The organism is Caballeronia sp. AZ7_KS35, from assembly GCF_023631045.1.
Lineage (GTDB): Bacteria > Pseudomonadota > Gammaproteobacteria > Burkholderiales > Burkholderiaceae > Caballeronia > Caballeronia zhejiangensis.
On the sequence record NZ_JALQDV010000004.1, the window covers coordinates 80,957 to 102,910 of the forward strand.

The 21,954-nt window shown below is 59.9% G+C and carries 23 protein-coding genes; all 23 read left to right on the plus strand.

The features are described from left to right. The first annotated feature begins 178 nt into the window (after nt 1-178). The 23 genes from NCT05_RS08725 to NCT05_RS08835 all read left to right on the plus strand — a co-directional run bounded on the left by NCT05_RS08725 (nt 179) and on the right by NCT05_RS08835 (nt 21,878). Nucleotides 179-985, plus strand: coding sequence for an alpha/beta fold hydrolase (locus NCT05_RS08725; RefSeq protein ID WP_250502111.1), 807 nt, complete (start codon nt 179-181; stop codon nt 983-985). 124 nt (nt 986-1,109) lie between these two features. After that, entirely contained in the window at nt 1,110-2,234 is a 1,125-nt protein-coding gene (locus NCT05_RS08730; protein ID WP_250502112.1) for an MBL fold metallo-hydrolase, read from the plus strand. Between the two features lie 204 nt (nt 2,235-2,438). Continuing rightward, nucleotides 2,439-3,554, plus strand: coding sequence for a porin (locus NCT05_RS08735; RefSeq protein ID WP_250502113.1), 1,116 nt, complete (start codon nt 2,439-2,441; stop codon nt 3,552-3,554). 119 nt (nt 3,555-3,673) lie between these two features. Next, the gene (locus tag NCT05_RS08740; RefSeq protein ID WP_250502114.1) at nt 3,674-4,696 is read left to right on the plus strand and encodes an amidohydrolase family protein; all 1,023 of its coding nucleotides are present in this window, start codon (nt 3,674-3,676) and stop codon (nt 4,694-4,696) included. 86 nt (nt 4,697-4,782) lie between these two features. Next, nucleotides 4,783-5,475 carry a 4-carboxy-4-hydroxy-2-oxoadipate aldolase/oxaloacetate decarboxylase gene (locus NCT05_RS08745; RefSeq protein WP_250502115.1) on the plus strand — a complete coding sequence of 231 codons (693 nt, stop codon included), beginning with the start codon at nt 4,783-4,785 and terminating at the stop codon, nt 5,473-5,475. Beyond that, nucleotides 5,465-6,460 carry an ABC transporter substrate-binding protein gene (locus NCT05_RS08750; RefSeq protein ID WP_250502116.1) on the plus strand — a complete coding sequence of 332 codons (996 nt, stop codon included), beginning with the start codon at nt 5,465-5,467 and terminating at the stop codon, nt 6,458-6,460. The genes NCT05_RS08745 and NCT05_RS08750 overlap by 11 nt, the downstream gene beginning before the upstream one ends. A 15-nt stretch (nt 6,461-6,475) precedes the next feature. Then, complete coding sequence (locus tag NCT05_RS08755; protein ID WP_250502117.1) at nt 6,476-7,378, plus strand: type 2 periplasmic-binding domain-containing protein; 903 nt, start codon at nt 6,476-6,478, stop codon at nt 7,376-7,378. Nucleotides 7,379-7,968: 590 nt separating this feature from the next. After that, nucleotides 7,969-9,438 (plus strand): NAD-dependent succinate-semialdehyde dehydrogenase, encoded by a 1,470-nt coding sequence (locus NCT05_RS08760; RefSeq protein WP_250502118.1) that lies wholly within the window; start codon nt 7,969-7,971, stop codon nt 9,436-9,438. Nucleotides 9,439-9,530: 92 nt separating this feature from the next. Continuing rightward, entirely contained in the window at nt 9,531-10,550 is a 1,020-nt protein-coding gene (locus tag NCT05_RS08765) for a dihydrodipicolinate synthase family protein (protein ID WP_250502119.1), read from the plus strand. Nucleotides 10,551-10,579: 29 nt separating this feature from the next. Beyond that, on the plus strand, nt 10,580-11,581 hold the full coding sequence (locus NCT05_RS08770) for an ornithine cyclodeaminase family protein (RefSeq protein WP_250502120.1): 1,002 nt from the start codon (nt 10,580-10,582) through the stop codon (nt 11,579-11,581). A gap of 39 nt (nt 11,582-11,620) precedes the next feature. Further along, nucleotides 11,621-12,607, plus strand: coding sequence for a Bug family tripartite tricarboxylate transporter substrate binding protein (locus tag NCT05_RS08775; protein ID WP_250502121.1), 987 nt, complete (start codon nt 11,621-11,623; stop codon nt 12,605-12,607). Between the two features lie 36 nt (nt 12,608-12,643). Beyond that, entirely contained in the window at nt 12,644-13,549 is a 906-nt protein-coding gene (locus NCT05_RS08780) for a VOC family protein (protein WP_250502122.1), read from the plus strand. Between the two features lie 111 nt (nt 13,550-13,660). Further along, complete coding sequence (locus NCT05_RS08785) at nt 13,661-14,080, plus strand: tripartite tricarboxylate transporter TctB family protein (RefSeq protein ID WP_250502123.1); 420 nt, start codon at nt 13,661-13,663, stop codon at nt 14,078-14,080. Continuing rightward, nucleotides 14,080-15,612: a tripartite tricarboxylate transporter permease gene (locus NCT05_RS08790; RefSeq protein ID WP_250502124.1), complete on the plus strand. Its 1,533-nt coding sequence runs from the start codon at nt 14,080-14,082 to the stop codon at nt 15,610-15,612. Before NCT05_RS08785 ends, NCT05_RS08790 begins: the two co-directional genes overlap by 1 nt. Before the next feature lie 85 nt (nt 15,613-15,697). Next, nucleotides 15,698-15,997, plus strand: a complete 300-nt coding sequence (locus tag NCT05_RS08795) for a DUF4148 domain-containing protein (RefSeq protein ID WP_250502125.1) — start codon at nt 15,698-15,700, stop codon at nt 15,995-15,997. Nucleotides 15,998-16,310: 313 nt separating this feature from the next. Next, nucleotides 16,311-17,030: an IclR family transcriptional regulator gene (locus NCT05_RS08800; protein WP_250502126.1), complete on the plus strand. Its 720-nt coding sequence runs from the start codon at nt 16,311-16,313 to the stop codon at nt 17,028-17,030. Nucleotides 17,031-17,425: 395 nt separating this feature from the next. Next, on the plus strand, nt 17,426-17,668 hold the full coding sequence (locus tag NCT05_RS08805) for an AbrB/MazE/SpoVT family DNA-binding domain-containing protein (RefSeq protein WP_250502127.1): 243 nt from the start codon (nt 17,426-17,428) through the stop codon (nt 17,666-17,668). Further along, on the plus strand, nt 17,665-18,087 hold the full coding sequence (locus NCT05_RS08810; protein WP_250502128.1) for a PIN domain-containing protein: 423 nt from the start codon (nt 17,665-17,667) through the stop codon (nt 18,085-18,087). The genes NCT05_RS08805 and NCT05_RS08810 overlap by 4 nt, the downstream gene beginning before the upstream one ends. A gap of 246 nt (nt 18,088-18,333) precedes the next feature. After that, nucleotides 18,334-19,770 carry an ISNCY family transposase gene (locus NCT05_RS08815; protein WP_284507500.1) on the plus strand — a complete coding sequence of 479 codons (1,437 nt, stop codon included), beginning with the start codon at nt 18,334-18,336 and terminating at the stop codon, nt 19,768-19,770. A gap of 400 nt (nt 19,771-20,170) precedes the next feature. Then, on the plus strand, nt 20,171-20,365 hold the full coding sequence (gene relB / locus NCT05_RS08820; protein WP_250502129.1) for a type II toxin-antitoxin system RelB family antitoxin: 195 nt from the start codon (nt 20,171-20,173) through the stop codon (nt 20,363-20,365). After that, nucleotides 20,355-20,627, plus strand: coding sequence for a type II toxin-antitoxin system RelE/ParE family toxin (locus NCT05_RS08825; RefSeq protein WP_008343444.1), 273 nt, complete (start codon nt 20,355-20,357; stop codon nt 20,625-20,627). Before relB ends, NCT05_RS08825 begins: the two co-directional genes overlap by 11 nt. A gap of 475 nt (nt 20,628-21,102) precedes the next feature. Then, nucleotides 21,103-21,465 carry a hypothetical protein gene (locus NCT05_RS08830; RefSeq protein ID WP_250502130.1) on the plus strand — a complete coding sequence of 121 codons (363 nt, stop codon included), beginning with the start codon at nt 21,103-21,105 and terminating at the stop codon, nt 21,463-21,465. Between the two features lie 89 nt (nt 21,466-21,554). Then, entirely contained in the window at nt 21,555-21,878 is a 324-nt protein-coding gene (locus NCT05_RS08835) for a hypothetical protein (protein ID WP_250502131.1), read from the plus strand. Nucleotides 21,879-21,954: the final 76 nt, after the last annotated feature.

Below are 21,954 nucleotides of genomic sequence, written 5' to 3' on the forward strand. Positions count from 1 at the left end.
CCGAAAAGGGCGATGCTCCGCCATTCGAATCCAACCGCGATACCGATGCAAATGGGTGTTGCAATCGTCGTCTAAGAGGTGCCAGTGGCCCACAAGCAACCCGTTGGAAAGTTTGATCCGCCCCGGTACACGTTCACCGCAAGCGCCGCATTCAGCGCTGAAACCGGAGAGTGATGCAATGCTTCTTCCTTTGAGTGACCGCACGTTGTGCTACGACCTCGTCGGGTCTGAAACAGGCGAAGTGGTCGTCTTCTCGCATTCCCTCGCGGCCGATCTCGGCCTGTGGGCGGAGCAGGTTCCGCCGTTGCTGGCGGCAGGCTTTCGCGTTTTGCGAATCGACTTGCGCGGCCACGGCGGTAGCCGCGGCGCGCCCGGACCCTTCACGATTGATGAACTCGCCGATGACATCATCGCGGTCGCGGATGCAGTCGGCATCGAGCGTCTGCACTTCGTCGGGCTCTCGATTGGCGGCGCTATCGGACAGTCGCTGACCCTACGTCATCCGCAGCGAGTCGTATCGCTGATGCTGTGCGACACGCAAAGCGAGTCTTTTCCCGATGCCGCGAATCACTGGGGCAAACGCATTGAAAAACTGGAGCAGACGGGGACGTTGGAAACGATTGCCGACGAAACCATGGGACGCTGGCTCACGGAGAGGTTCCGCAGCGATCACCCACTGCGATGGAACCAGATTCGTGCAACGGTCGCGGGTTGCACCGTATCTGGTTATGTCGGGTGTGCACAGGCGCTGGCGAACTTCAACTACACCGGTCAGCTCCACGCTGTCGCGATACCTGTTCTTGTGGCATGCGGCAGCGAAGATCCGCGCGCCACGCCGGAGGAGAGCCGCCGCATCGCCGCACTCTTCCAGAATGGTCGTTACGAGGAGTTTACCGGAGCGCGCCATGTGCCGAACGTCGAACAGGCGGATGCCTTCAATCGAGTGCTCGGCGCGTGGTTAAGCGAAGTCTGCGAAACTCGATGACAAAGACGCGGTTCGAGGTAGCTGTTCGAACCGACGACGAAATGTTGTGCGGGCCGATGAATCGAGTGAGGTTGCGGTGCGGGCTCGCAGCGAAGACTAGAAAAGCGTCACAGGAGACAGCAGCATGAATCACTTTAAGTCTAATTTCGTCACGGCGTTGTGCGCGGGTTTGTTGACTTCGACGGCAATGGCCGCGGATTCCGATTATCAGCATTTCAACTGGGATGAAGTTGCGCCGGGCGTCTGGTTCGGCCTCTCGAAGCCGAACTCGTTTCAGAGTGGCAACGTCGCCATCGTGACGCTTCCGGGAGGCGGCGAACTGGTGGTCGATACCCAGGACTCAGACTTTCTCGGACGCGAAATCCTTGCAAAAGCGAAGGAGGTCGGTCACGGGCCGGTGAAATACGTGGTCAACACGCACTTGCATCAGGACCACGTTGGCGGGAACGTCGCGTTCGTCGACGACAATCCCAAGGTGCAGATCATCGCGCATAAGAATACGTGCACGGGGATTCCGCAGAAGACTGTGCCGCGCATGCGCGAGCGCATTCCCGCCTTGACCAAAGGCCTCGAAGACTTGCGCGCGAAACGCGTCAGCATCGGCGGGAACGACAAGGATGCCGCAGCGCTCGACCTTCGCATCACAGGAACCTCGCTCTATCTCGCCGATGCAAGAGACTTCCGCTGGGCCATGCCTAACATGTGCCTGAATTTGAAGGCGGGTCAGGAAAAGGTCATCAACGAAGTCGGACGACGTATCGAGATCCACTACTTCGGGCGAGCACATTCAACGGGTGATCTCGCTGTGTATTTGCCAAAAGAGCGCGTTGCGATGGTGGGCGACCTCTGGGGGCAGGACACCGGCTACAAGTTTCTGGATGCCGGTCTCGATGGCCGCGACGGCTCCGCGCTTGAAACGCCCGCCACGCTCAAAGGTGTTCGAAGTCTCAATTTCGATGTCGCATTGACGGGGCACTCGGCGATCATTCACGGCAAGGCGAGTCTCGACGAGGCGATCAGCGATGGCGAACAGATCATCGCCGAAGTGAGGAGTGCGGTGGAAAGCGGACAGACCGCCACCGCGTTACTGCAAAAAATGCCGCCGCCGGATCATGCGCCGCCGTTTGTTGCGGATGTGTGGCGCAACACGGTGATCAACGCCTTCGAAGAGATCCAGTTGCGCGAAGAACTGGGTCTGCCGCTGCCTGATTCGACGGGCGACGAAAGGAACTCGGTAGCGAAGAACTGAGTCGTTGGCGGGGGCCAGTGCCACGCACGAGACTGAAATATCGTCCCCGCGCTCGCCTTCCCTGCGGGCGGACATTGTCGAGTCCTGAAAGTAAGGCAGCGGCCGCTCGGTCGTTGCCGGCTCTGGTCGCGTCCGTCTTCCGTCTGCCCCGTTGTGCAGGGTCGAAAACGGACCGCGTGGATTAGAACCGTCCAAAACGAGGCAATGAAAAAACGCAAACTATCGTTATCGATCGCGCTGATCGTCGCCGTGACCGGCTGCGTATCGAATGCTCGCGCTCAAAGCTCGGCGACCTTGTTCGGCGTGCTGGATGAAGGCATCGCCTACACGAGCAACATCAAGGGAGAAAGCGCGGTTAAAACGGCTAATGGCATTCGCTGGCCGACCTATTGGGGCGTGAAGGGGAGGGAAGATCTCGGCGGCGGGTGGAATGCCATCTTCAATCTGCAATCCGCGTTCAACATCAACACCGGGGCGATGGCGACCAGCGACGTGCTGTTCGGTCGACTGGCGCAAGTCGGGCTCGCCAGCAATCGCTACGGTCAGGTAACGTTCGGCAGACAGGGCGATTTCATGAACGATTTTCTCTATCTCGTTCCTGAAGCCGAACAGTTTCTCACGACTTACTCGATGGCGCCCGGCGGGCTCGACCGAATGGCCGGCGGCCAGTTGAGCAACTCGGTCAAATATCGCTCGGGCATCGGTCCCGGCCTCACGTTCGGCGCGATGTACGCCTTTCCTTCCACGGCAACGGGATCGGGAGCGGCGAGCAATGGCTATGGCCGAAGCTTCGAAGTTCGCTATATCAATCCCGTGGTCGATGCGATCGCCGTCTATTCGCAAATCAGCGGACTGAGCGTGACACCAGCCTCGTCGATTGGCACGACATCATTTCTTGGCTATCGACTCGCATTCGGTGCATCGACACCCGTGCAGTTGAGGAGCCTGAGCGTTGCGGCGCTGGGTATCAGCTACGTGATTGGTGCGGCGACCGCTGTCGCGACTTATACAGACGTGCACATGGACAGCGGCCGGGAGTCGGGTTCGCTGCAAACGCTCACGCTCGGCGGGACCTATCATTTTTCGCGGGCATTCCTGTTTGAGGGCGGCGCAAGCGCGTCGCGGTTAGGTCAGTCGCGCTGGAATCAGATAGTCGGCACGTTCGACTATTTTTTCTCGAAAGTAACCGATGTCTATCTCGCCGCCGATTGGGAACGTGCACGCGGCGCGGGTCAGACGGCCGAGCTGAATCAGTCGGGCGGTCCGTCGACGACGAACTCGCAAGCGATCGTTCAGGTGGGCATCAAACACTATTTCTGAGCCTTGATTGTGAGTCCGAGTTAACCAATCACTCAAGCGTAGGACTGCTTTTAATCAATCGACAGGCACTTCACGTTGGACCATTCTCTCGAACCAATCCATTCATCTCCGGCGCTCTCATGATCATCGATTGTCACGGTCACTACACGACCGCTCCAAAACAACTCGACGCCTATCGCAAGGATCAGCTTTCATGCGCGTGTTGCTCCGACGACGGCAAGCTCGTGCAACTGCCGCGGCCCATCGTGTCGGACGACGAGTTGCGTGACAGCCTCGAAGGCGCTCAATTACGTGTTCAACAGGAGCGTGGCACCGACCTGACCATCTTTTCGCCGCGTGCAATCGGCATGGGGCATCATCTCGGCAACGCGCAGACGAGCGGCGAGTGGGCGAGCGTTTGCAATGATCTGATTCATCGCATCTGCACGCTGTATCCGGCGAACTTCGCGGCCGTCTGCCAATTGCCGCAAAGTCCCGGCGTTGCGCCGAAGAACTGCATTCCGGAACTGGAACGCTGCGTCAACGAGCTGGGTTTCGTCGGCTGCAATCTGAACCCCGATCCATCGGGCGGGTACTGGACAGACCCGCCGCTTTACGACACATGGTGGTATCCGCTGTACGAGAAGCTCGTCGAGCTCGACGTGCCCGCCATGATTCATGTCAGCGGCTCGTGCAATCCGCACTTTCATGCGACCGGGGCGCATTACATCAACGGCGACACCACTGCTTTCATGCAGTGCCTGACCTCGCCGCTGTTCAAAGACTTCCCGACGCTGCGCTTCATCATCCCGCACGGTGGCGGCGCGGTGCCCTATCACTGGGGCCGTTATCGCGGTATTGCGCAGGACATGGGCTTGCCTCCGCTTCGCGAATTGCTACTGCACAACGTGTTCTTCGATACCTGCGTCTACCACCAGCCCGGCATCGATCTGCTGCTGAAAGTGATACCCGCCGAAAACGTGCTGTTTGCGTCGGAGACGGTGGGCGCGGTGCGCGGCATCGACCGGGAGACGGGGCATTTCTTCGACGATACTCGCCGCTATATCGACTCGGCGGCCCTCCGCGCCGATGCCGCCACCGCAATTTATAGCGGCAACGCATTGCGGGTCTACCCGCGTCTTGCGCGGAAATTGAGCCAGTAGCGCACCCTGCGATCAACACTTCGATCACGCATGCCAACAGATTCACTCCATCGAGAAAGGACTAGTCGGTACTCACCAAATCGCACATGAAAAATATCGTCGTAAAGAACATCTCCCGCGCACCGCTCGATACCTGCGCCGCACTCGCCGAACAGGGCGTGGCCACCGTGCATGAAGCCATGGGTCGGGACAAGCTGATGCAACCGCACATGCGACCCGTCTTTCCAGGTTCGATGATTGCCGGCCCCGCGGTCACGGTCCTGGCCGCGCCGGGCGACAACTGGATGCTGCATGTCGCCATAGAACAATGCCGGCCGGGCGACGTGCTCGTCGTCGGCGTCATGACAGAGAACACAGACGGCATGATCGGCGACCTGATCGCGACCGCGCTGAAGGCGCGTGGCGTTCAAGGCGTTGTGATCGATGCGGGCTGCCGCGATGTACGCACGCTCACCCAAATGAACTTCCCGGTTTGGTCACGAGCGATCTCGGCGCGTGGAACCGTCAAGGCGACGCTCGGCCAGGTGAATATGCCGGTGGTGTGCGCGGGCGTTCTCGTGAACCCCGGCGATGTCGTCGTGGCGGATGACGACGGCATCGTGGTCGTTCCTCGCAAAGACGCTGGCAGCGTTCTCGCACTCGCGCGCGAGCGCTCGGCAAAGGAAGAGAAAGCGCGAGCCCGATATGCGGCCGGAGAAATCTCGCTGGATTCGAGCAACCTGCGGCCTGCGCTCGCCGCAGCGGGACTCGTCTACGTGGAGAGCAGCGATGAGCTTTGATGCCGCCCCTTCCGTACCCTTGAAGATCGCCATCGCCACATATGGACACACGGCGGCGCTCAAGCAGGGAATCGTTCCCATCGAAGGCGTGAAACCCGAGTTCGTCGAGATCAAGCCGATCATCTCGGCGTTTCGCCGCATGGTGCGCGATGTCGAGTTCGACGTCTGTGAAATGGCGCCCGCCACTTACATGATCGCGCGTGCCGCCGGTGCGCCGTTCAAGGCGCTACCTGTCTTCATCTTTCGGCGCTTTCATCACGCTGGACTAGTGGTGCGAAAGGACGCAGGTGTGCGTACGCCATCGGACCTCCAAAACAGGCGTGTGGGCGTACGTGGCTATTCCGTCACGACCGGCATCTGGACGCGCGGCATTTTCGCGGATGCATACGGGGTGAACAACGACGACATCACCTGGGTAGTCGATGACGAAGAGCATGTCGCCTCCTTGCGGCTGCCGCCCAACGTGCAGAAGTCGCCTGCCGGTCGCTCATTGGTCGATCTGATGGCGGACGGCTATTTGTCGGCGGCTTTCACGGGCAATGCGGGCATCGGCCGAGCGGGCGCACCGAAAGAAAACTGGCAGGCGAGCGATGCCGGCGGCGGGAACCAGTACGACGAGTTGTTCCCCGACGCGCAAGAGCGCGAAACGCAGTGGTATCGGGCAACGGGCATTTATCCGATTCACGGCCTTCTCGTCATCAAGGATTCGGTGCTCGCCGAGCATCCGCATGTCGCGCGCGCGTTGTTCGATGCGTGCGTCGAAGCGAAGAACCTGTATCTCGCGCAGCTTGCCGCCCGCACTTCCGCCTCTGATACCGACACGCACTATCGGACGATGCAGCACATGGTCGGCGCGGACCCGTTGCCCTATGGCATCGCGGCGAACCGCGTCTCCATCGACACGCTGATCCGTTACTGCTTCGAACAACATCTGCTGCCTCGCCGATTCGGCGCGGAGGAGCTGTTCATCAATCCCGCTAACTGAGAGGCCGCCCCGATCATGCTGACCCAATCCACACAACGCCTGATGCTGCGGACGAATATTGCCGATTATCCGAACACGCGCGCGATAAGGGAAGGGCGCGTAAGCTCGCCGCTCGTGAATCTCGACGTGAGCGCCGCGCCCAAGTCCGCGCACGACGGCTTCAAGCCGATGATTCGCGACGATGCCTTCGATGCCGGCGAGCTTGCGATCGTCACGTATCTGCAAGCGCGTATCTACGGCAAGCCTTACGTGATGCTGCCTGTGCCGGTGCTTGGGCGACTGCAGCATCACTGCATCGGTTTCAACCGCGAGCTGGGGCATCTCGACCCGAAGGACATAGAAGGCCGCAAGGTCGGTGTGCGGACCTACGCACAGACGACCGGCTTGTGGGTACGCGGCATTCTTCAACACGAATACGGCGTGGACATCGACAAGGTCCAATGGATGACGATTGGCGACGGGCATCTCGCCGAATACGACGATCCGTCGAATTGCGAACGGCTGCCGGCGGGCAGTTCGCTTGCGAAACTGATGCTCGATGGCGAACTCGCCGCCGCGATCATGGGCATGGAGATGCCTTCCGATCCGCGTATCGCGACGCTGATTCCCGATTCGCTCGCCGCTGCCGCACAATGGTCGACGCGCGAGGCGCTCATTCCGATCAATCATGTGTTTGTCGTGCACGAATCGCTTTCACGCGAACGGCCGGATGTGGTCCGCGAAATCTTCCGGATGCTCGTGGAGAGCCGTGCTCAGGCACCGGCCGAAGCATTGGCGACGCTGCCGCCAATCGGCCTCGAAACCAATCGCAAGGGTCTTGCGCTGGCCATCGACTGGGCCTGGGAGCAAAAGATTATTCCGCGGCGACTGTCCGTCGATGAACTCTTCGACGACACCACCGCTTCGCTCGTAGCCTGATCGATCCGGCCTAATCCGTAACGCTCGCTCTAAGCGCAGCCAGGACCGCACCTGAAGCGGGCTCGTCTCTGCCGTGTCGTTCGACCGTTCGGTCGATTCCGACTCATCTTTATCTCTTCTGTCGCGCCCGACACGCTCGCTGAAAGACCAGCGTGCCGGGCGTGCATTCGCGTTCCTTGTCAGCCGTGCTTCATGCGCTTGCATGTCTTCATGCAAGTGCTCTACTGCGCTCGCGCAGTACCGCGCGACGAGAGCTCGAAGCCTACCCACCAGGAGATGCCCGTTACTGGCCACTCGGTGTTAATACCTAGGACGTGGTCCGTTACTCGTTTGTTGCGCTGCAACCAAACGCGTTCCGATTAACGTCTTTGAACATGTCGATCGACGAAATCCGTAGCGCGCCGCGCGGATGGTTCGCGCGCCTTCGCGGACGTGTTGCCGAGCGTGCGTCCTTAAACGTCGTTTTGTGCAGCGCACAAACACCCACTTCGATTAACGAAACTGCTAACCGCTTGCGCGGATTTACTCAATTGGCATCGGCTAAGCGGGCTTGCCATACTTCGATCCGATTCGAACAGGACGAGAGACACATGAAGCAACTGCTCAAAGATGGCAATCTGTGGCGCGAAGCCGCACTGATCGACGGCCGCTGGTTAAGTGAAACCGCGCACGGTAGCTACGAATTGCGCAACCCCGCCAATGGCGACGTGCTGGTGCAATTGCCGCGATGCAAGGAACCCGAGACCATTCAGGCCATCGAAGCCGCGGACCGTGCAGGCATGCAGTGGCGCAAGAAGACCGCCAAGGAACGCAGCGAGATCGTGCGCCGCTGGTATGAACTGATCACCGAGCATAAAGACGATCTCGCGACGCTCATCACGCTCGAAGAAGGCAAGCCGATTGCGGAATCGCGCGGGGAGATCGACTATGCCGCGTCTTTCGTGCAATGGTTCTCCGAGGAAGGCAAGCGCGTCTACGGAGAAGTGATTCCTGCGACCAAGGAGGGCCAGCGCATCCTCGCGCTGAAGCAGCCGGTTGGCGTATGCGCGGCTATTACGCCGTGGAACTTTCCGGCGGCGATGATCACGCGCAAGGCCGCACCGGCGCTAGCCGCAGGCTGCACGATGGTCGTCAAGCCAGCCAGCCAGACGCCGATGACCGCGCTCGCGTTGGGTGAACTCGCACTGCGCGCGGGCGTGCCTGCGGGCGTGCTGAACGTCGTCACCGGCAATGACACGCGCGCCATTGGCAACACGCTGACCGCTCACGAACGGGTGCGCAAGATCACCTTCACGGGTTCGACCGAGGTCGGGCGCATCTTGCTGCAACAGTCGGCCGCGACCATCAAGAAGTGCTCGATGGAACTGGGCGGCAACGCACCGCTCATCATCTTCGACGACGCCGATCTCGACGTCGCGGTGGAAGGCGTGATGAACGCGAAGTACCGCAATACGGGCCAGTCGTGCATCGCGGCGAATCGCGTTTTCGTACAGTCCGGTATTCATGACGCGCTCGCCGAGCGACTTGCCGAGTGCACGCGCGAACTCAAAGTGGGTAACGGCCTCGAAGAAGGCGTGAGTCTGGGTCCGCTGATCGATGCGGCTGCCGTCGAAAAACTCGAAGCGCACCTGAGCAATGCGGTGGCCGGCGGCGCGACGATTCTCTGCGGCGGTCAGCGCCACCCGCTTGGAGGCACCTTCTTCGAGCCGACAGTAGTGAGCGGCGTGACCCGCGAGATGACCATCGCGCGGGAAGAAACCTTCGGTCCCATCATGCCGCTTGTGCGCTTCGAGACCGACGAAGATGCCATCGCGATGGCCAACGAAACCATCTTCGGCCTCGCTGCTTACATCTTCAGCCGCGATGCCGCGCGCATCTGGCGCGCAGCCGAATCGATCGAATCGGGCATGGTGGGGATCAACACCGGCCTGATCTCCAATGAGGCCGCGCCTTTCGGTGGCATCAAACAAAGCGGGCTGGGGCGCGAAGGTTCGCGTCACGGTATCGACGAATACGTGGAAATCAAATACCTGTGCTGGAACGGCCTGAGTGCGGTATGAGCGCGAACCGCATGGGCTTACGTCGTTTCTTTCAATCGCAAGCACGCAATGCCTAATCGTGCAGATAGTTTTCAATCACTGAGACGTTATCAATGCCTACTTACCGTAAAGAAGATGCCAAGGCTTGGGCCCGCGAGAACATGCGTGGCGTTGCCAATATTCTTCAGCCGTCGTTTTCGAACGATCTTAAACGCCTGAACGAGCCGGCGATTCGTCACGACGTGCGCATGTGCAAGAAGCTCGGCTTCTGGGGCGCGCTCGCCGTCTCCGAATGCGGCACCACGTCGGAGGAATACATCCGCTTCGTCGAGATCGCCGTGGACGAAGCCGGTGCGGACTTCCACATCATGTTCCATGCGAGCTTCGATACGACCGAGGAAACGATTCGCGTCGGCAAGGCTTGCGCCTCTGCCGGCGCCGATACGATGCTGCTGTCGTATCCGCCGACCTGGTATCCGAAGTCGGACGAAGACCTCTATGAATACACGACCAAGGTGATGGACGAAGTAGGCATCGCGACCGTTCTGTTCGCGGTGCACTTGTGGAACTTCCAGCGAATTCACCCGGCCGAGCTGTCGCCGAAACTCGTCGCGCGTCTGGCGGACCATCCGCTTGCCGTCGCGCTCAAGTGCGAAGGCGGCGGCAACACCAATGCGCCGCATATCGAAACCTTGCGCACTTGCGGAGACAAGCTGCTGGTCTCCGATCCGCGCGACGGCAATGCGCCGGGGCACGTCCAGTGGTTCGGCATGCAGTGGATGGGTACGTCGTGCTTCCAATTCTACGGCGACAATGTGCCGAAGTACTTCAAGCTCATGCACGAAGGCAAGTGGGACGAGGCGATGGAGATTTTCTGGCGCATTCATCCGGCGCGTCAGGCACGCACGGCCGAAACCGGCACTTACATGGCAGGCGCGCATTTCATCCATCGCCAGAGCTGGAAATACATGGAATGGCTCAACGGCTTCAACGGCGGCCGACTGCGCCTGCCGACCATGCGTCTCACGGACGGCGCCACCAAGCGCCTCGCCGATGTGCTGATCCGCACGAAGATCATCGAGAAAGTGCCGGGCGACATGGTCGATTTCTATAACGGCCGTCACCCGATGTGAGACAGACCATGCTGCTTATCAGAGAGGCCGTGATTCACGCGGCGATGGAAGGCGTCAGCATCATTGACGACCTGGAGCTTCTGTTGGCACGACCGGGCGAAGGTGCGCTGGAATTGCCGTCGAGACTGACGATCGACGACCGGATTGGCGGATTTCTGCGCATGATGCCCGCGATCTGTTACGGCATCGGCTACGGCGGGTTGAAGGTGATGAATCTGCATCCGCAACATGGGGTACGTTACATGATCCAGCTGATTCGCATCTCCGACGGCGCGACCGTCGCGATGATGGACGCAAACTGGATCACCGCCTACCGTACCGCCGCGGCTGCGGCAATCGCGGTGCGTCATCTAAAGCCGCCGGTCGCCGAGACAGTGGCCGTGGTCGGTTCGGGCGTGCAGGCGCGCGCGCTGCTCGACGCCGCGAGCAGCGTGCTTGATGTGAAACGCGTGTTTATCTGTAGTCCGACGGCGGTCAATCGCGAACGCTTCGCGGCGGACGCGGCAAGCCGGCTGAAAGGCGTGGATGTGCAGCCGGTGGCCGACTCGCGCGCCGCGATCGGCGCCGCCAATATCGTGCTGAGCGGCTTTCGTGCGAAGGACAAGCCGGTCGTCTTCGCCGACGACCTGAAATCGGGCGCGCTGGTGTGCGGTATCAGTTCAGTGCGTCCCCAGCATCGCGAGGTGGATCTGTCTGTGTGGCAGACGAGCCGCGTGGTGGCCGACGATATCGAGCACGTACTCGAATCCGGCGACGGGCGAGCGGCCGAACACGCGGGACTCGCGCACGACGGACGCATGATCGCGTTGTGGCAGGTATTACGCGAGCCATCGCTCGGGCGTCGTTCACCGGATGAAACGGTGCTCTATAAATCTGTCGGCACGGCCGAGCAGGACATCGCCCTGGCGGCGCTCGTGTACGAGCGTGTCGCCGCGCTCGGCCTCGGCGAGGATCTGGGCGAGTTTCCGGCGCTCCGGCCGATTCAGTCGGAGCGGGACCGGCAGGCCATCGCTGCGCAAAAAGCCGTTTGAGTACATCAATAAGTCGAAAAACCAAGGAGACAAGGTGAGATGCCCAAGCAAGACCTGGTATCGAGGCTCGGCTGTCTGATGTTCGCCGCGCCGCTCCTGCTTGCATCGGCGGCGGTTCGCGCGCAGGCCTATCCGGACCGACCCATCACCGCCGTCGTCTTCGGCGCGGCGGGGACGTCACCGGACCTGTTCGCGCGCGCCCTCACGCGGCTGATGAGCGTGTCGATGAAGGTGCCCATCGTGATCGAGAACCGGCCGGGCGCCAGCGGTGTGATCGCCACCGAGGAAGTGGTCCGAGCGAAACCCGACGGCTACACACTCCTGTTCACCAGCAGCACGACGCTCGTCAATCTGAAGTATGTGATGAAGAAGGTGCCGTTCGACTCGCAACGCGACCTCACGCCAATAGCGGCGACTTTCGCGCCGGTGGAAGTGCTGGTGGTGCGCGCCGGCTTGCCGGTGCACTCGTTGCCGGAACTGATCGATCTAGCCAGACAACGGCCGGGCGACGTCAGCTATGGCGCGGCGGGTTACGGTTCGATCTTTCATCTGAACGGCGAGGACTTTGCGTCGGCGGCGGGCGTAAACTTGCTTCACGTCGCCTACAAAGGGCCGTTGGCCGCGTTGCAGGACGTGGCGGCGGGCAACGTGGACATGTCGTTCAATTCGTTCGGCGGTTTGTCGGCGATGGTATCGACTGGCCGCGTGCGCATTCTCGCCACGCTCGACGACCGGCGCTACAAGGGACTGCCGGATGTTCCCACGGTCGCGGAGGTTTTGCCCGGCTACCATAAAGTCGATTCGTGGTTCGCGATGATGGGTCCGGCGAAGCTGCCCGCGCCCATCGTCGGGCGCCTCAATGCGGAACTGAACAAGGCGCTGCATTCGCCGCAGATGGTCGACTGGATGGACAAGAACGTGGCCACGCCGCTGGGCGGTTCGCCGAGCCAGATCGCCGCGATGATCGAGGCAAGCTCCGCGCGCACCCGCAAGCTGGTGAGCCAGATAGGCCTACAGCCCGAATGATGGCTGCGGCAACGAACATTCACGGAGACACAAGACATGAAGACAAGAACTGGCATCAATGGTTTGCGGAGCGTTGATTTCGGCGTTCCCGATCTGGAAGCGGCGGCGCGTTTCTACGAGGACATCTGGGGCCTCAAAGCCGTAAGCACGACGGCCGACCGTGTGTATCTGCGCGGCACCGGCCCGGACTTCTACATTCTGGCCCTGCACCGGCATCCCGAACCGCGCATGCTGCGAATCGACCTATCGATCGAGTCGCGGCGACACGCCGACACCCTGCATGCGCAGCTCGTGCGGGCGGGTCTCGATGTTGTCATGGAGCCCGGCACGATCGCCGATCCCGGCGGCGGTTACGGCTTTTCGTTCCGCGACCCGGTGGAGGGCAGGGTATTTCGCGTCATCGCCGATGCGGCGCGCCACGCCGATACCGCCGATCAGGCGGATCTGCCACGCAAGCTCTCGCATATCGTGTTGAACAGTCCCGACCGGGAAGCCAGGTTCTTCGTCGAGCAACTTGGCTTTCGGGTCATCGACAAGACGCGCACCATCACGTTCCTTAACTGCAACGACGATCATCACAGTCTCGCGCTCTACACATCCGAGGTCAGTTCGTTCAATCATCTCGCGTTCGAGATGCGCGATCTGAACTCAGTCATGTCCGCCACCGCCAACATGGTCGAACATGGCGAGGAAATCGGCTGGGGCGTGGGCCGTCATGGACCCTGTGACAACGTGTTCTGCTACTTCATCGGACCGGGCGGATTCACGATCGAATATACGGCCGAGGTCGAACAGGTCGACGAGACCTATAAAGTAGGCGGTCCGGAAGACTGGAAATTCCGCCGTGGCCGTCGCGATCAGTGGGGACTCGCGCTGCCGTCGCCACGCATGCGCAGCGCTGACACCGAGGTGCCGTTTTCAAGCGCCTTGATCGGGCAATAACTCGCGTGCCCTGCAAGCCAGTACCCGCCGTCGGATCCCGATCCAGCATCTCCCGGCCGAAACGGTGTCAGGTGCCATCGGGCGCTAGCCCAACCTTCTACTTCTGCGGTCATGAATCGAAATCTATTGCGGGGCTTCGCGTTCCTAAGCGTCGCGCTGTACTTCGGCATCCAGGCGTGCGGTTATCGAATTGGAAATCTGGCTCAGGCGGGCCCGGGGCTTTTCCCGGCCGTCGTAAGCGCCATCGTCGGCGTGATCGGCATCGGCATGATCGCCGGTTCGTTCATTCAGGAACGCAAGAGGGCCGACGTCCGGCTAAAAAGCATCGGCATCGTGCTCGGCAGTCTGATCGGCTTTGCGTTGTTGACGAAATGGGCGGGCGCATTGCCCGGCGTCGCCTTTCTCGTATTTTTTTCGGCGCTGGCCAATGAGAAATTCGACTGGAAACGCAACGTAAAAATCACGCTGGGGCTCATGGCGATCACCTATCTTTTCACCGCCGTGCTGGGCGTGAGTCTGAGGCTCTATTAATGCACATCCTTCATAACGTCCTGTTCGGCTTCGGCCATGCGGTGACTTGGACGAACCTGTCATATTGCGCGATCGGCTGCACGATCGGCACGCTGATTGGCCTTTTGCCGGGACTAGGCCCGCTCGCCACCATCAGTCTCCTGCTGCCGCTCACGTATTCGTTGCCGGCCGACGCGGGCATCATCATGCTGGCGGGTATTTATTACGGCGCGCAGTACGGCGAGAACGTGAGCGCGATCACGATGAAGATTCCGCATGCGTCTAGCATCGTCGCCTGCATTGACGGTTATGCGATGACCCTCAAGGGGAAGGCCGGCCTCGCGCTGTTGACGGCGGGCGTATCGAGCTTCATCGGCGGAACGATAGCGACGATCGTGATCGCAACGCTTGCACCGTGGCTCGCACAGATCGCGTTTATGTTTTCGCCGGCGGATTACTGCGCGTTGATCCTGCTCGGCTTTGCCAGCGTCAGCTATGTATCGTCGAGTGGCGGCATTGTCGCAGGCTTTGCGATGGCGCTGGTTGGCGCGCTGTTGGGGAGCATCGGCACGGACTTCGCCACGGGCGTCACGCGCTTCACGTTCGGCCACTTGTCGCTGGTCGATGGCGTGACGCTGGTGAGTCTCGCGCTGGGCTGCTTCGGCATTTCGGAGATTACCCGCAACCTCGATCGCGACAATACCTTCACGCCGTTCTCCGGCAAGATCGACATGCGCGTCAACAAGCAGGACATGAAGCGCATCTTGCCGAGTTCGCTGCGCGGCAGCGCCATTGGCTCGGCGCTGGGACTGCTGCCAGGCGGCGGGCCGGCCATCTCCCAGTTCGGCGCTTATGCGGTCGAGAAAAAGGTAAGCAAGTATCGGCGTGAAATCGGCGATGGCGCCATCGAAGGCGTGGCCGGTCAGGCCGCAGCGAACGAGGCTGCATCGCGCACGAGCTTCATTCCGCTGTTGAGCGTAGGCATTCCAGAGAATCCGACCATGGCGCTGATGATGTCCGCCTTCATCATGAAGGGCATTCAGCCCGGCCCGGTCATGCTGACTCAGCATCCGCACACATTCTGGGGACTTGTGGCCAGCATGTGGATCGGCAACTGCTTCCTGCTGTTTTTGAACGTGCCGCTGGTGAAGCAACTGCTGTCGGTCCTGCGCGTTCCCTATGCGGTGCTGTTCCCCGCCATTCTACTGTTCTGTTGTATCGGCGCGTTCAGCGTGCATAGCAATGTCGATGACATCTACGTCATGGCGGGCTTCGGCTTGCTCGGCTACGCCTGCAAGTGTCTGCAACTGGATGTGCCGCCGCTCATGCTCGGTTTCATTCTTGGGCCGATGCTTGAAGAAAACTTCCGCCGGGCGACAACCCTGAGTCACGGTAGTTTCATGGTGTTCGTCGAACGTCCCATTAGCGCGGCTTTGCTTGGCATCATCGCGTTGCTGCTGTGCTGGAATTTCTTGAGGTTCATGCGCCGCGTACAGCATGGGCGAAAACCCACATCGGCGGCATCGCACCGGGAAGAATCGGCTGCCAACTGAAATCGCGTTCGCGCCCCGGCCGGCACATGGTCGCAGTCGGTCAAGCTGCTTGCAGTCCACAACTGAACTTATCCGGAGACAAGCAATGAAGCGGTCCCGCAGAGTAAGAATTTGTACCGCATTGGCCGCATGCGCGTTGTCGCTAGCTCAGATACCCGTCGCTCAGGCGCAGAGTACGACGCAGACGCCAAACGGCGCTGCCGGTGCATTGTCTCCGGTGTCAGACAAGGCCGAACGCAAAGCGGCGAGAAAGCAGGCGCGCGCGAAGAAGAATGCGGAACTGAAAAAACTGGAAGACGCGGGCTACGCCACGGGCAAGGGTAACGATCCCAACTATCCGCAGGACCTTCAGAACGCTCAGAAAAAGGCCGGCGTCGGGCAATGATTGGTAGGGCGTTGCTGTTGCGGATGCGCTGGTCTTTCACCGAGCACGGTGTTCAACCAACTCGTCGGATTCCGCTCGACTCATGCAAGAGACGCCGCGGCCTCATGCACGCTTTATGGCTTGCTCGGTCTCAACGTCATCGCTTCGGGCGAACGAATGTTAGCGGACCACAACGGCCATCAGGAGCTTCGAAGACACTGACGAGAGTGCTGCAAGAGCCAACCGTGCCCGAGTATGCGTCATCTCCGATCCTCACCATAGCGTCGTGTGAGGACCAAACGGCTTGTCGGCGTATGTTGTATAGGAGACTTCAATGGGAAACGACGGCGTTGCCGCCGTTGAAAAGGCGCTCGGGCTTTTGGATTGTTTTGAGCCGGGAGCTGAATCGCAGTCATTGTCCGCGCTCGCTAGATCGACCGGGATGCACAAAACCACGGTGTATCGCCTTTTGAACTCACTCGTGCGCATGGGCTACGTTATGCGAAAACACGACGGCCATTACTCTCCCGGGCATCGAGTTTTTTACCTTGGCAAGCTCTTCGAGCGCTCCTTTCGATTATCTGTAATCGTTGAGCCCTTGCTCCATGACCTCGCCGCGAACGCGCAAGAGAGTGCATCCTACGTTATATTGAACGAGGCAAGTCGGTTGTGTCTGTTCAGAGCTGAGCCATCCGAGGGTTTGTTGGAAAGTCGGTTGGTGGGGACAGCTTTGTCACTCGATGACAGTGCTGTCAGCCAGGTGTTCCGAATATGGGCACTCAACGAGGCACCTTGCAAAGAGCCTTCCGCTTTACCGGTTTTCACCGCCGACATCCGCGAGACTCACGTTGCCGATCTTGCAATCCCAGTATTCGGCCTGCGGGACGAATTTTTGGCGGCGCTCGCTGTGTCGGGATCTTCGTCACGGCTGATTGCGGCTCGCGAGACAGGAATACTCGACGGTCTACTGATCGATGCAGCATATGCGTTGTCGCTACGCCTCGGTGCGAGCTTGTCATTCTGCAATCGCTTTTATTGCCGAGACCGAAAGTAGGATCTACGCAACTCACCTGTTTTGGCGGCATTCTGCACTTTACATAGTGAGCATGATCCATGTTTCGTTCGCCATCCTAATTGGTCGCCGGCAGGATCCACGATCAGCACCACAGCAATACTCCTATAGTACGCACCGTTCCTTCGATCGCCCGGCGCTTTTGATCGCTGCCACGAGTGTCCCCGGAGGTCGGTTCTCATCTGCTGACGATGGGCACTGTTCGACCGGATCGTAAGACGCGCGCGTGGGGGAGAACCAGCAAACCACAGCGACGTGCTCAAAACCGATCTCGCAGCGTGAGTGTTCCTCGGTCCGGACGTCACCAACGGGTTTGGACTTGATACAACGCCGGGTTGGATATACAATGCAAATAATGTCTATCCGTGGGGTGATTCATGCAGGTCGCAAAATGGGGTAATAGCCTTGCCGTGCGGCTGCCCGCGAGCGTCGTCGACGCGCTTGACTTGAAGGAGGGCGACGATATTGAGATTTACGCTGACCATTCTGGCGCGTTCTCGGTCAGCAAAAAGCCCACCGTTGCCGAACGGATCGAGCGCCTGCGGAAGTATCGTGGACGTCTGCCCGCGGACTTCAAGTTCGATCGGGAGTCACTCAGTGACCGGGATAACGCCGAATGACAGTGGCAGCACCGACTCCGTTTGCCGTCGATAGCAACGTAATCGTCTATCTGTTTTCCGACGACGCCGCAAAGGCTGACAGGGCTGAGGCATTGGTGGCTGGCGGAAATTCCAAGCCAGTCATCAGTACTCAGGTGATGAACGAGGTTACGCTTGTGATGAGCCGGAAGATGGGCCTATCGTGGCCTGAGATCGAGCGCATCTTGGACGACGTTGAAGTGTTTTGCGAAGTCGTGCCGCTGACACTTGAAGTTCACAAAGAAGCACGTCGGATTGCAGCGCACTACGGATTCAGATTTTACGATTCCTGCATCATTGCTTTCGCGTTGCTCGCCGATTGCCAAGTCCTTTACAGCGAAGACATGCACGATGGTCAAGTCATCTTCGACCAGCTGACGGTGATCAACCCGTTTTCTTGAACAGACCGGTCTGACGCCGCCAACACTGCGCAGCGTTGGCCGCGTCTTATTACTTGATCGTTGGCTCGAGCAAGAGCCGTAGACGAACTTCCAATCTGAGTGCCTCTATTTGACATAATTAACATTATCGAATTTAAGTATGTTACGGCAAAGTTGTAATGTCGTACTTGGGCAAAGTACAGATGTCGCACCTGAGGCGTTTCGAGGTCAAGCTGATCTGGTTTTCGCACGCTGCGGAGGCCAGCCATGAGCGAGATCGAGACGATCACCGTGACCATGCGCGAAGTCGATCGGCTGAAGGTCGTCGAAGCCGTCGTCGATGGACGGCTGATGACCTGGCGTGCCGCCGAGCGGCTGGGCATGAGTCGGCGGCAGGTCGAGCGCCTGGCCAATCGCTATCGAGCCGAGGGTGACGCGGGGCTGATTTCGAAGCGCCGCAACCGCCCAAGCAATCACCAGTTGCCCGATGACACGATCTGCCGCGCGTTGGCGTTGATCCACGAGCGCTATGCCGACTTCGGTCCAACGCTCGCCTGTGAGAAGCTGCGTGAATGTCACGGATTGACGCTATCGAAGGAAACCGTGCGACATCTGATGATCGAGGCCGGCTTGTGGGTGACGCGCCGGCAGCGTCCGCCCAAGGTGTATCAGCCGCGCGCGCGGCGTTCGTGCCTGGGCGAGCTGATCCAGATCGACGGCTGCGAGCATCGCTGGTTCGAGGAACGCGCCCCGCAGTGCACGCTGCTGGTGTATGTGGACGATGCCACCAGCCGGCTGATGCAGCTGCATTTCACGCAAACCGAGTCGACCTTCAGCTACTTTGAGGCCACGCGGGCGTATCTGGAGCGCCATGGCAAGCCGATAGCGTTCTACAGCGACCGCGCCAGCGTGTTTCGCAGCGTGGTGGCTAACAAGACCGGGCGCAGCGTCACGCACTTCGGCCGGGCGATGTTTGAGCTCAATATCGACACGCTGTGCGCCAACTCGAGTCCCGCCAAGGGCCGCGTGGAACGCGCGCACCTGACCTTGCAGGACCGGCTGGTCAAGGAGTTGCGCTTGCGCGGCATCAGCACAGTCGCTGAAGCGAATGCCTACGCGCCGCGCTTCATGGCCGATTACAACGCGCGTTTTGCGAAGCCGGCACGCCGCGCGTTCGATGCACACCGACCGTTGCGCGACGATGAGAAGCTGGACGAAGTGCTGACGTGGCGTGAGCAACGACGCGTCACCAAGACGCTCACGGTGCAGTACGATCGCGTGCTGTATCTGCTCGACGACACCGATGAGAACCGCGCGCTGATTCACCGCTATATCGAGGTCTGGGAGTACCCCGATGGACGCGTGGAGCTTCGGGCGGCGGGCCGCGTGTTGCCCTACCGGGAATATGATCGGCTCACGGAGGTGGATCAAGGCGCGATTGTCGAGCACAAGCGCCTGAGTCACGCGCTGGCGCTTGCGCAGAGGATGCAGGCACAGCGCGATGACCGGCGAGCCTCGGGATCGCCCTCGCGCACGAATCGGGGCATCGAGGTGCGTTCGCCCGAACGCGCACCCGGCACCAAGAAGCAGCGCGAGTTCACGCGCGACGATCTCGAACAGATGATCGGCCAGTTGAGCCAACAGCACCCCGCAGCACACGCAAGCGGGACAACAACGGCTCATCGGTCGGGCAAGGCACCCTGACTGCGCACCCGCGCCCTGCCCGTTCAACCCGCTTTCTTCAACACTGCGTGAGCGCAAAATCCTTAGATAGATACGACATCTGTATTTAGCCGGTGGTACGACATTTCAAAATAGCCTTGACAAGGTAGGGTTTACCTCAGTAAGGCATACCGTCGGCGCTTCGCAGCGTTTCCGGTGAAGCTAATAAGGGTTCGCCCCTTATTATTGTGGACTGCACCGTCGTTTCTTACTCGCGAAAAAGTCGTTCCCCGAATTCGCCACGATCCAACAACAGCGAGCGTGTGCGCGGCTACCACGCGGTAGTAATTGGAGCAAGGTGCGCCTGTTCTCTGGCGCGGAATACACGCTGACGTACCAAGGTGCCCGCGCTATCATGAGGGGTATCTGAGCGAGGTGCCTTATGGGAAATATTTGGACCGAACCTGCCGTGAGCGGGCACGACACGAAGGAAGAAGCCGAAGTCTACGACGAGTGGTTCCGAAAGGAAGTCCAACTCGCGCTCGATGAGGAAGGCGAAGACATTCCGCACGATCAGGTCGTCGCGGAGATGCGCGCGCACATAGAGGCTAAACGACGGGCACGCAATGCTCGTTGACTGGCGCCCGCGCGCTCGGCGCAGACTTCAGAGCATCTACGACCACATTGAAGAAGACAATCCGGCCGCCGCAGACTTCGTATTCGAAGCCCTCATCGCGGCGGCCGCTTCTTTGCCCGATCACCCCTACGTCTACCGCGAAGGCCGCAAGCCAAACACACGGGAGATGGTCGTGATGCCGAACTACATCATTGTCTATCGCGTGAAGCGCGATCGTATCCAGATCGTGAACGTGCTTCACGCGCGGCGTCGTTACCCCTGAATCTCCCGGAGCATGTCCTGCATGAAGTGCCGCGCCACCGATCCGGATTATGCGATCGTGGGTTCGTGAAGCAAATGCAGCTCGACGAAGCTGCGCCCGATAGTCACACCCTTCTAGACCTCTTCCGCCGCGTCGAAGTGGGCGACGATCGTTCCTACTGCGCCGCTGAGGGCGATTGCAGCATCCTTGGCTGCCCGGCCGGTGCTGGGTGCGTTACGCCACGTCCTCCGCTTACAGATGGTGGCGCCCGTCCGGATGGGGGTGAGCGTCGCGTTTCACGCGGGCCCGAGCGAGCCTTCAACGCTTTGCGCGCCCAAAAGACAATGCATGCTCGCTCGTGGCTTGACTTTGTGAACGTGCCGATACGCTTTCCTTCATGCACGACCCTAAAAAAACCGACCGGCCTGCCGATATTCACCGGTAGGCCGGCTGCGGCCACTGTCATATGAGATATAACGCCCCAAAGGAACTAAGCATGGAAACAACCACATCTGCATTCATGGAGCACGCGAGAATCCTCGCTGAAACGGAACAGCTCTTCCAGAAAACGGTTGGTGCGCGCGACACCGCTGCTCGTAATAAAGCAGCAAATCTTTTCTACGATTACGTGAGCTTGCATGTGAATCTCGGAAAGACGGTCACGCGCCAGCTTGTGCGGCTGAACGAACGGTTTGGAATCCATCAGAGCCGGCCACAGCTCGAGAAGCTGTTTCGGATCGGAGAACTTACGGCGCTAACGGCAAAGAGAGATGAGGTCGTGCAAGCGGCGATCGAACTGAAAAGGGCCAACCCCGCTATGACTCGCGAAGAACTGCTGGCTCGCCTCGCAGACCTTTGAATCGGCGGGGTGAAAGTCGGCGGCCGGGTCTAGCCGCATTATGTTTGCGGCTACAAAGTTTCGATGGATGATAACCATACAATCACGCGATGCTTGACACATATCGGAAGCCCAACACAACGGACTGGATGGAAATCGGGCGAGAGGTGCTCGACCGGAAGGAGGCGGTCCTCGCCTGTCTTTCTGATGATTCCAACGCCCGCAAAAAGGCCGCTGCAACACGTTTCTTTTACTCGTTCGTGCAAAGTACATACGGCATCAAGCAAGGCACGGCGCGCCAGTTGATACGAAACTACCAACGGTTCGGCGGCTCTAATATGCGAGCTGATCTCGAACGCGCTTTCACTACTAGCGAACTGACGATCTTGGCTGCAAGAACGGACGATGAGGTCGCTAGTCGACTGCGTCATTGATTTGGCACCTGGCGGATTCGACGTGAAGGATCGTCATACTTCCACTTGATCGGCTTTGGATGTTTATTGTGCTCGC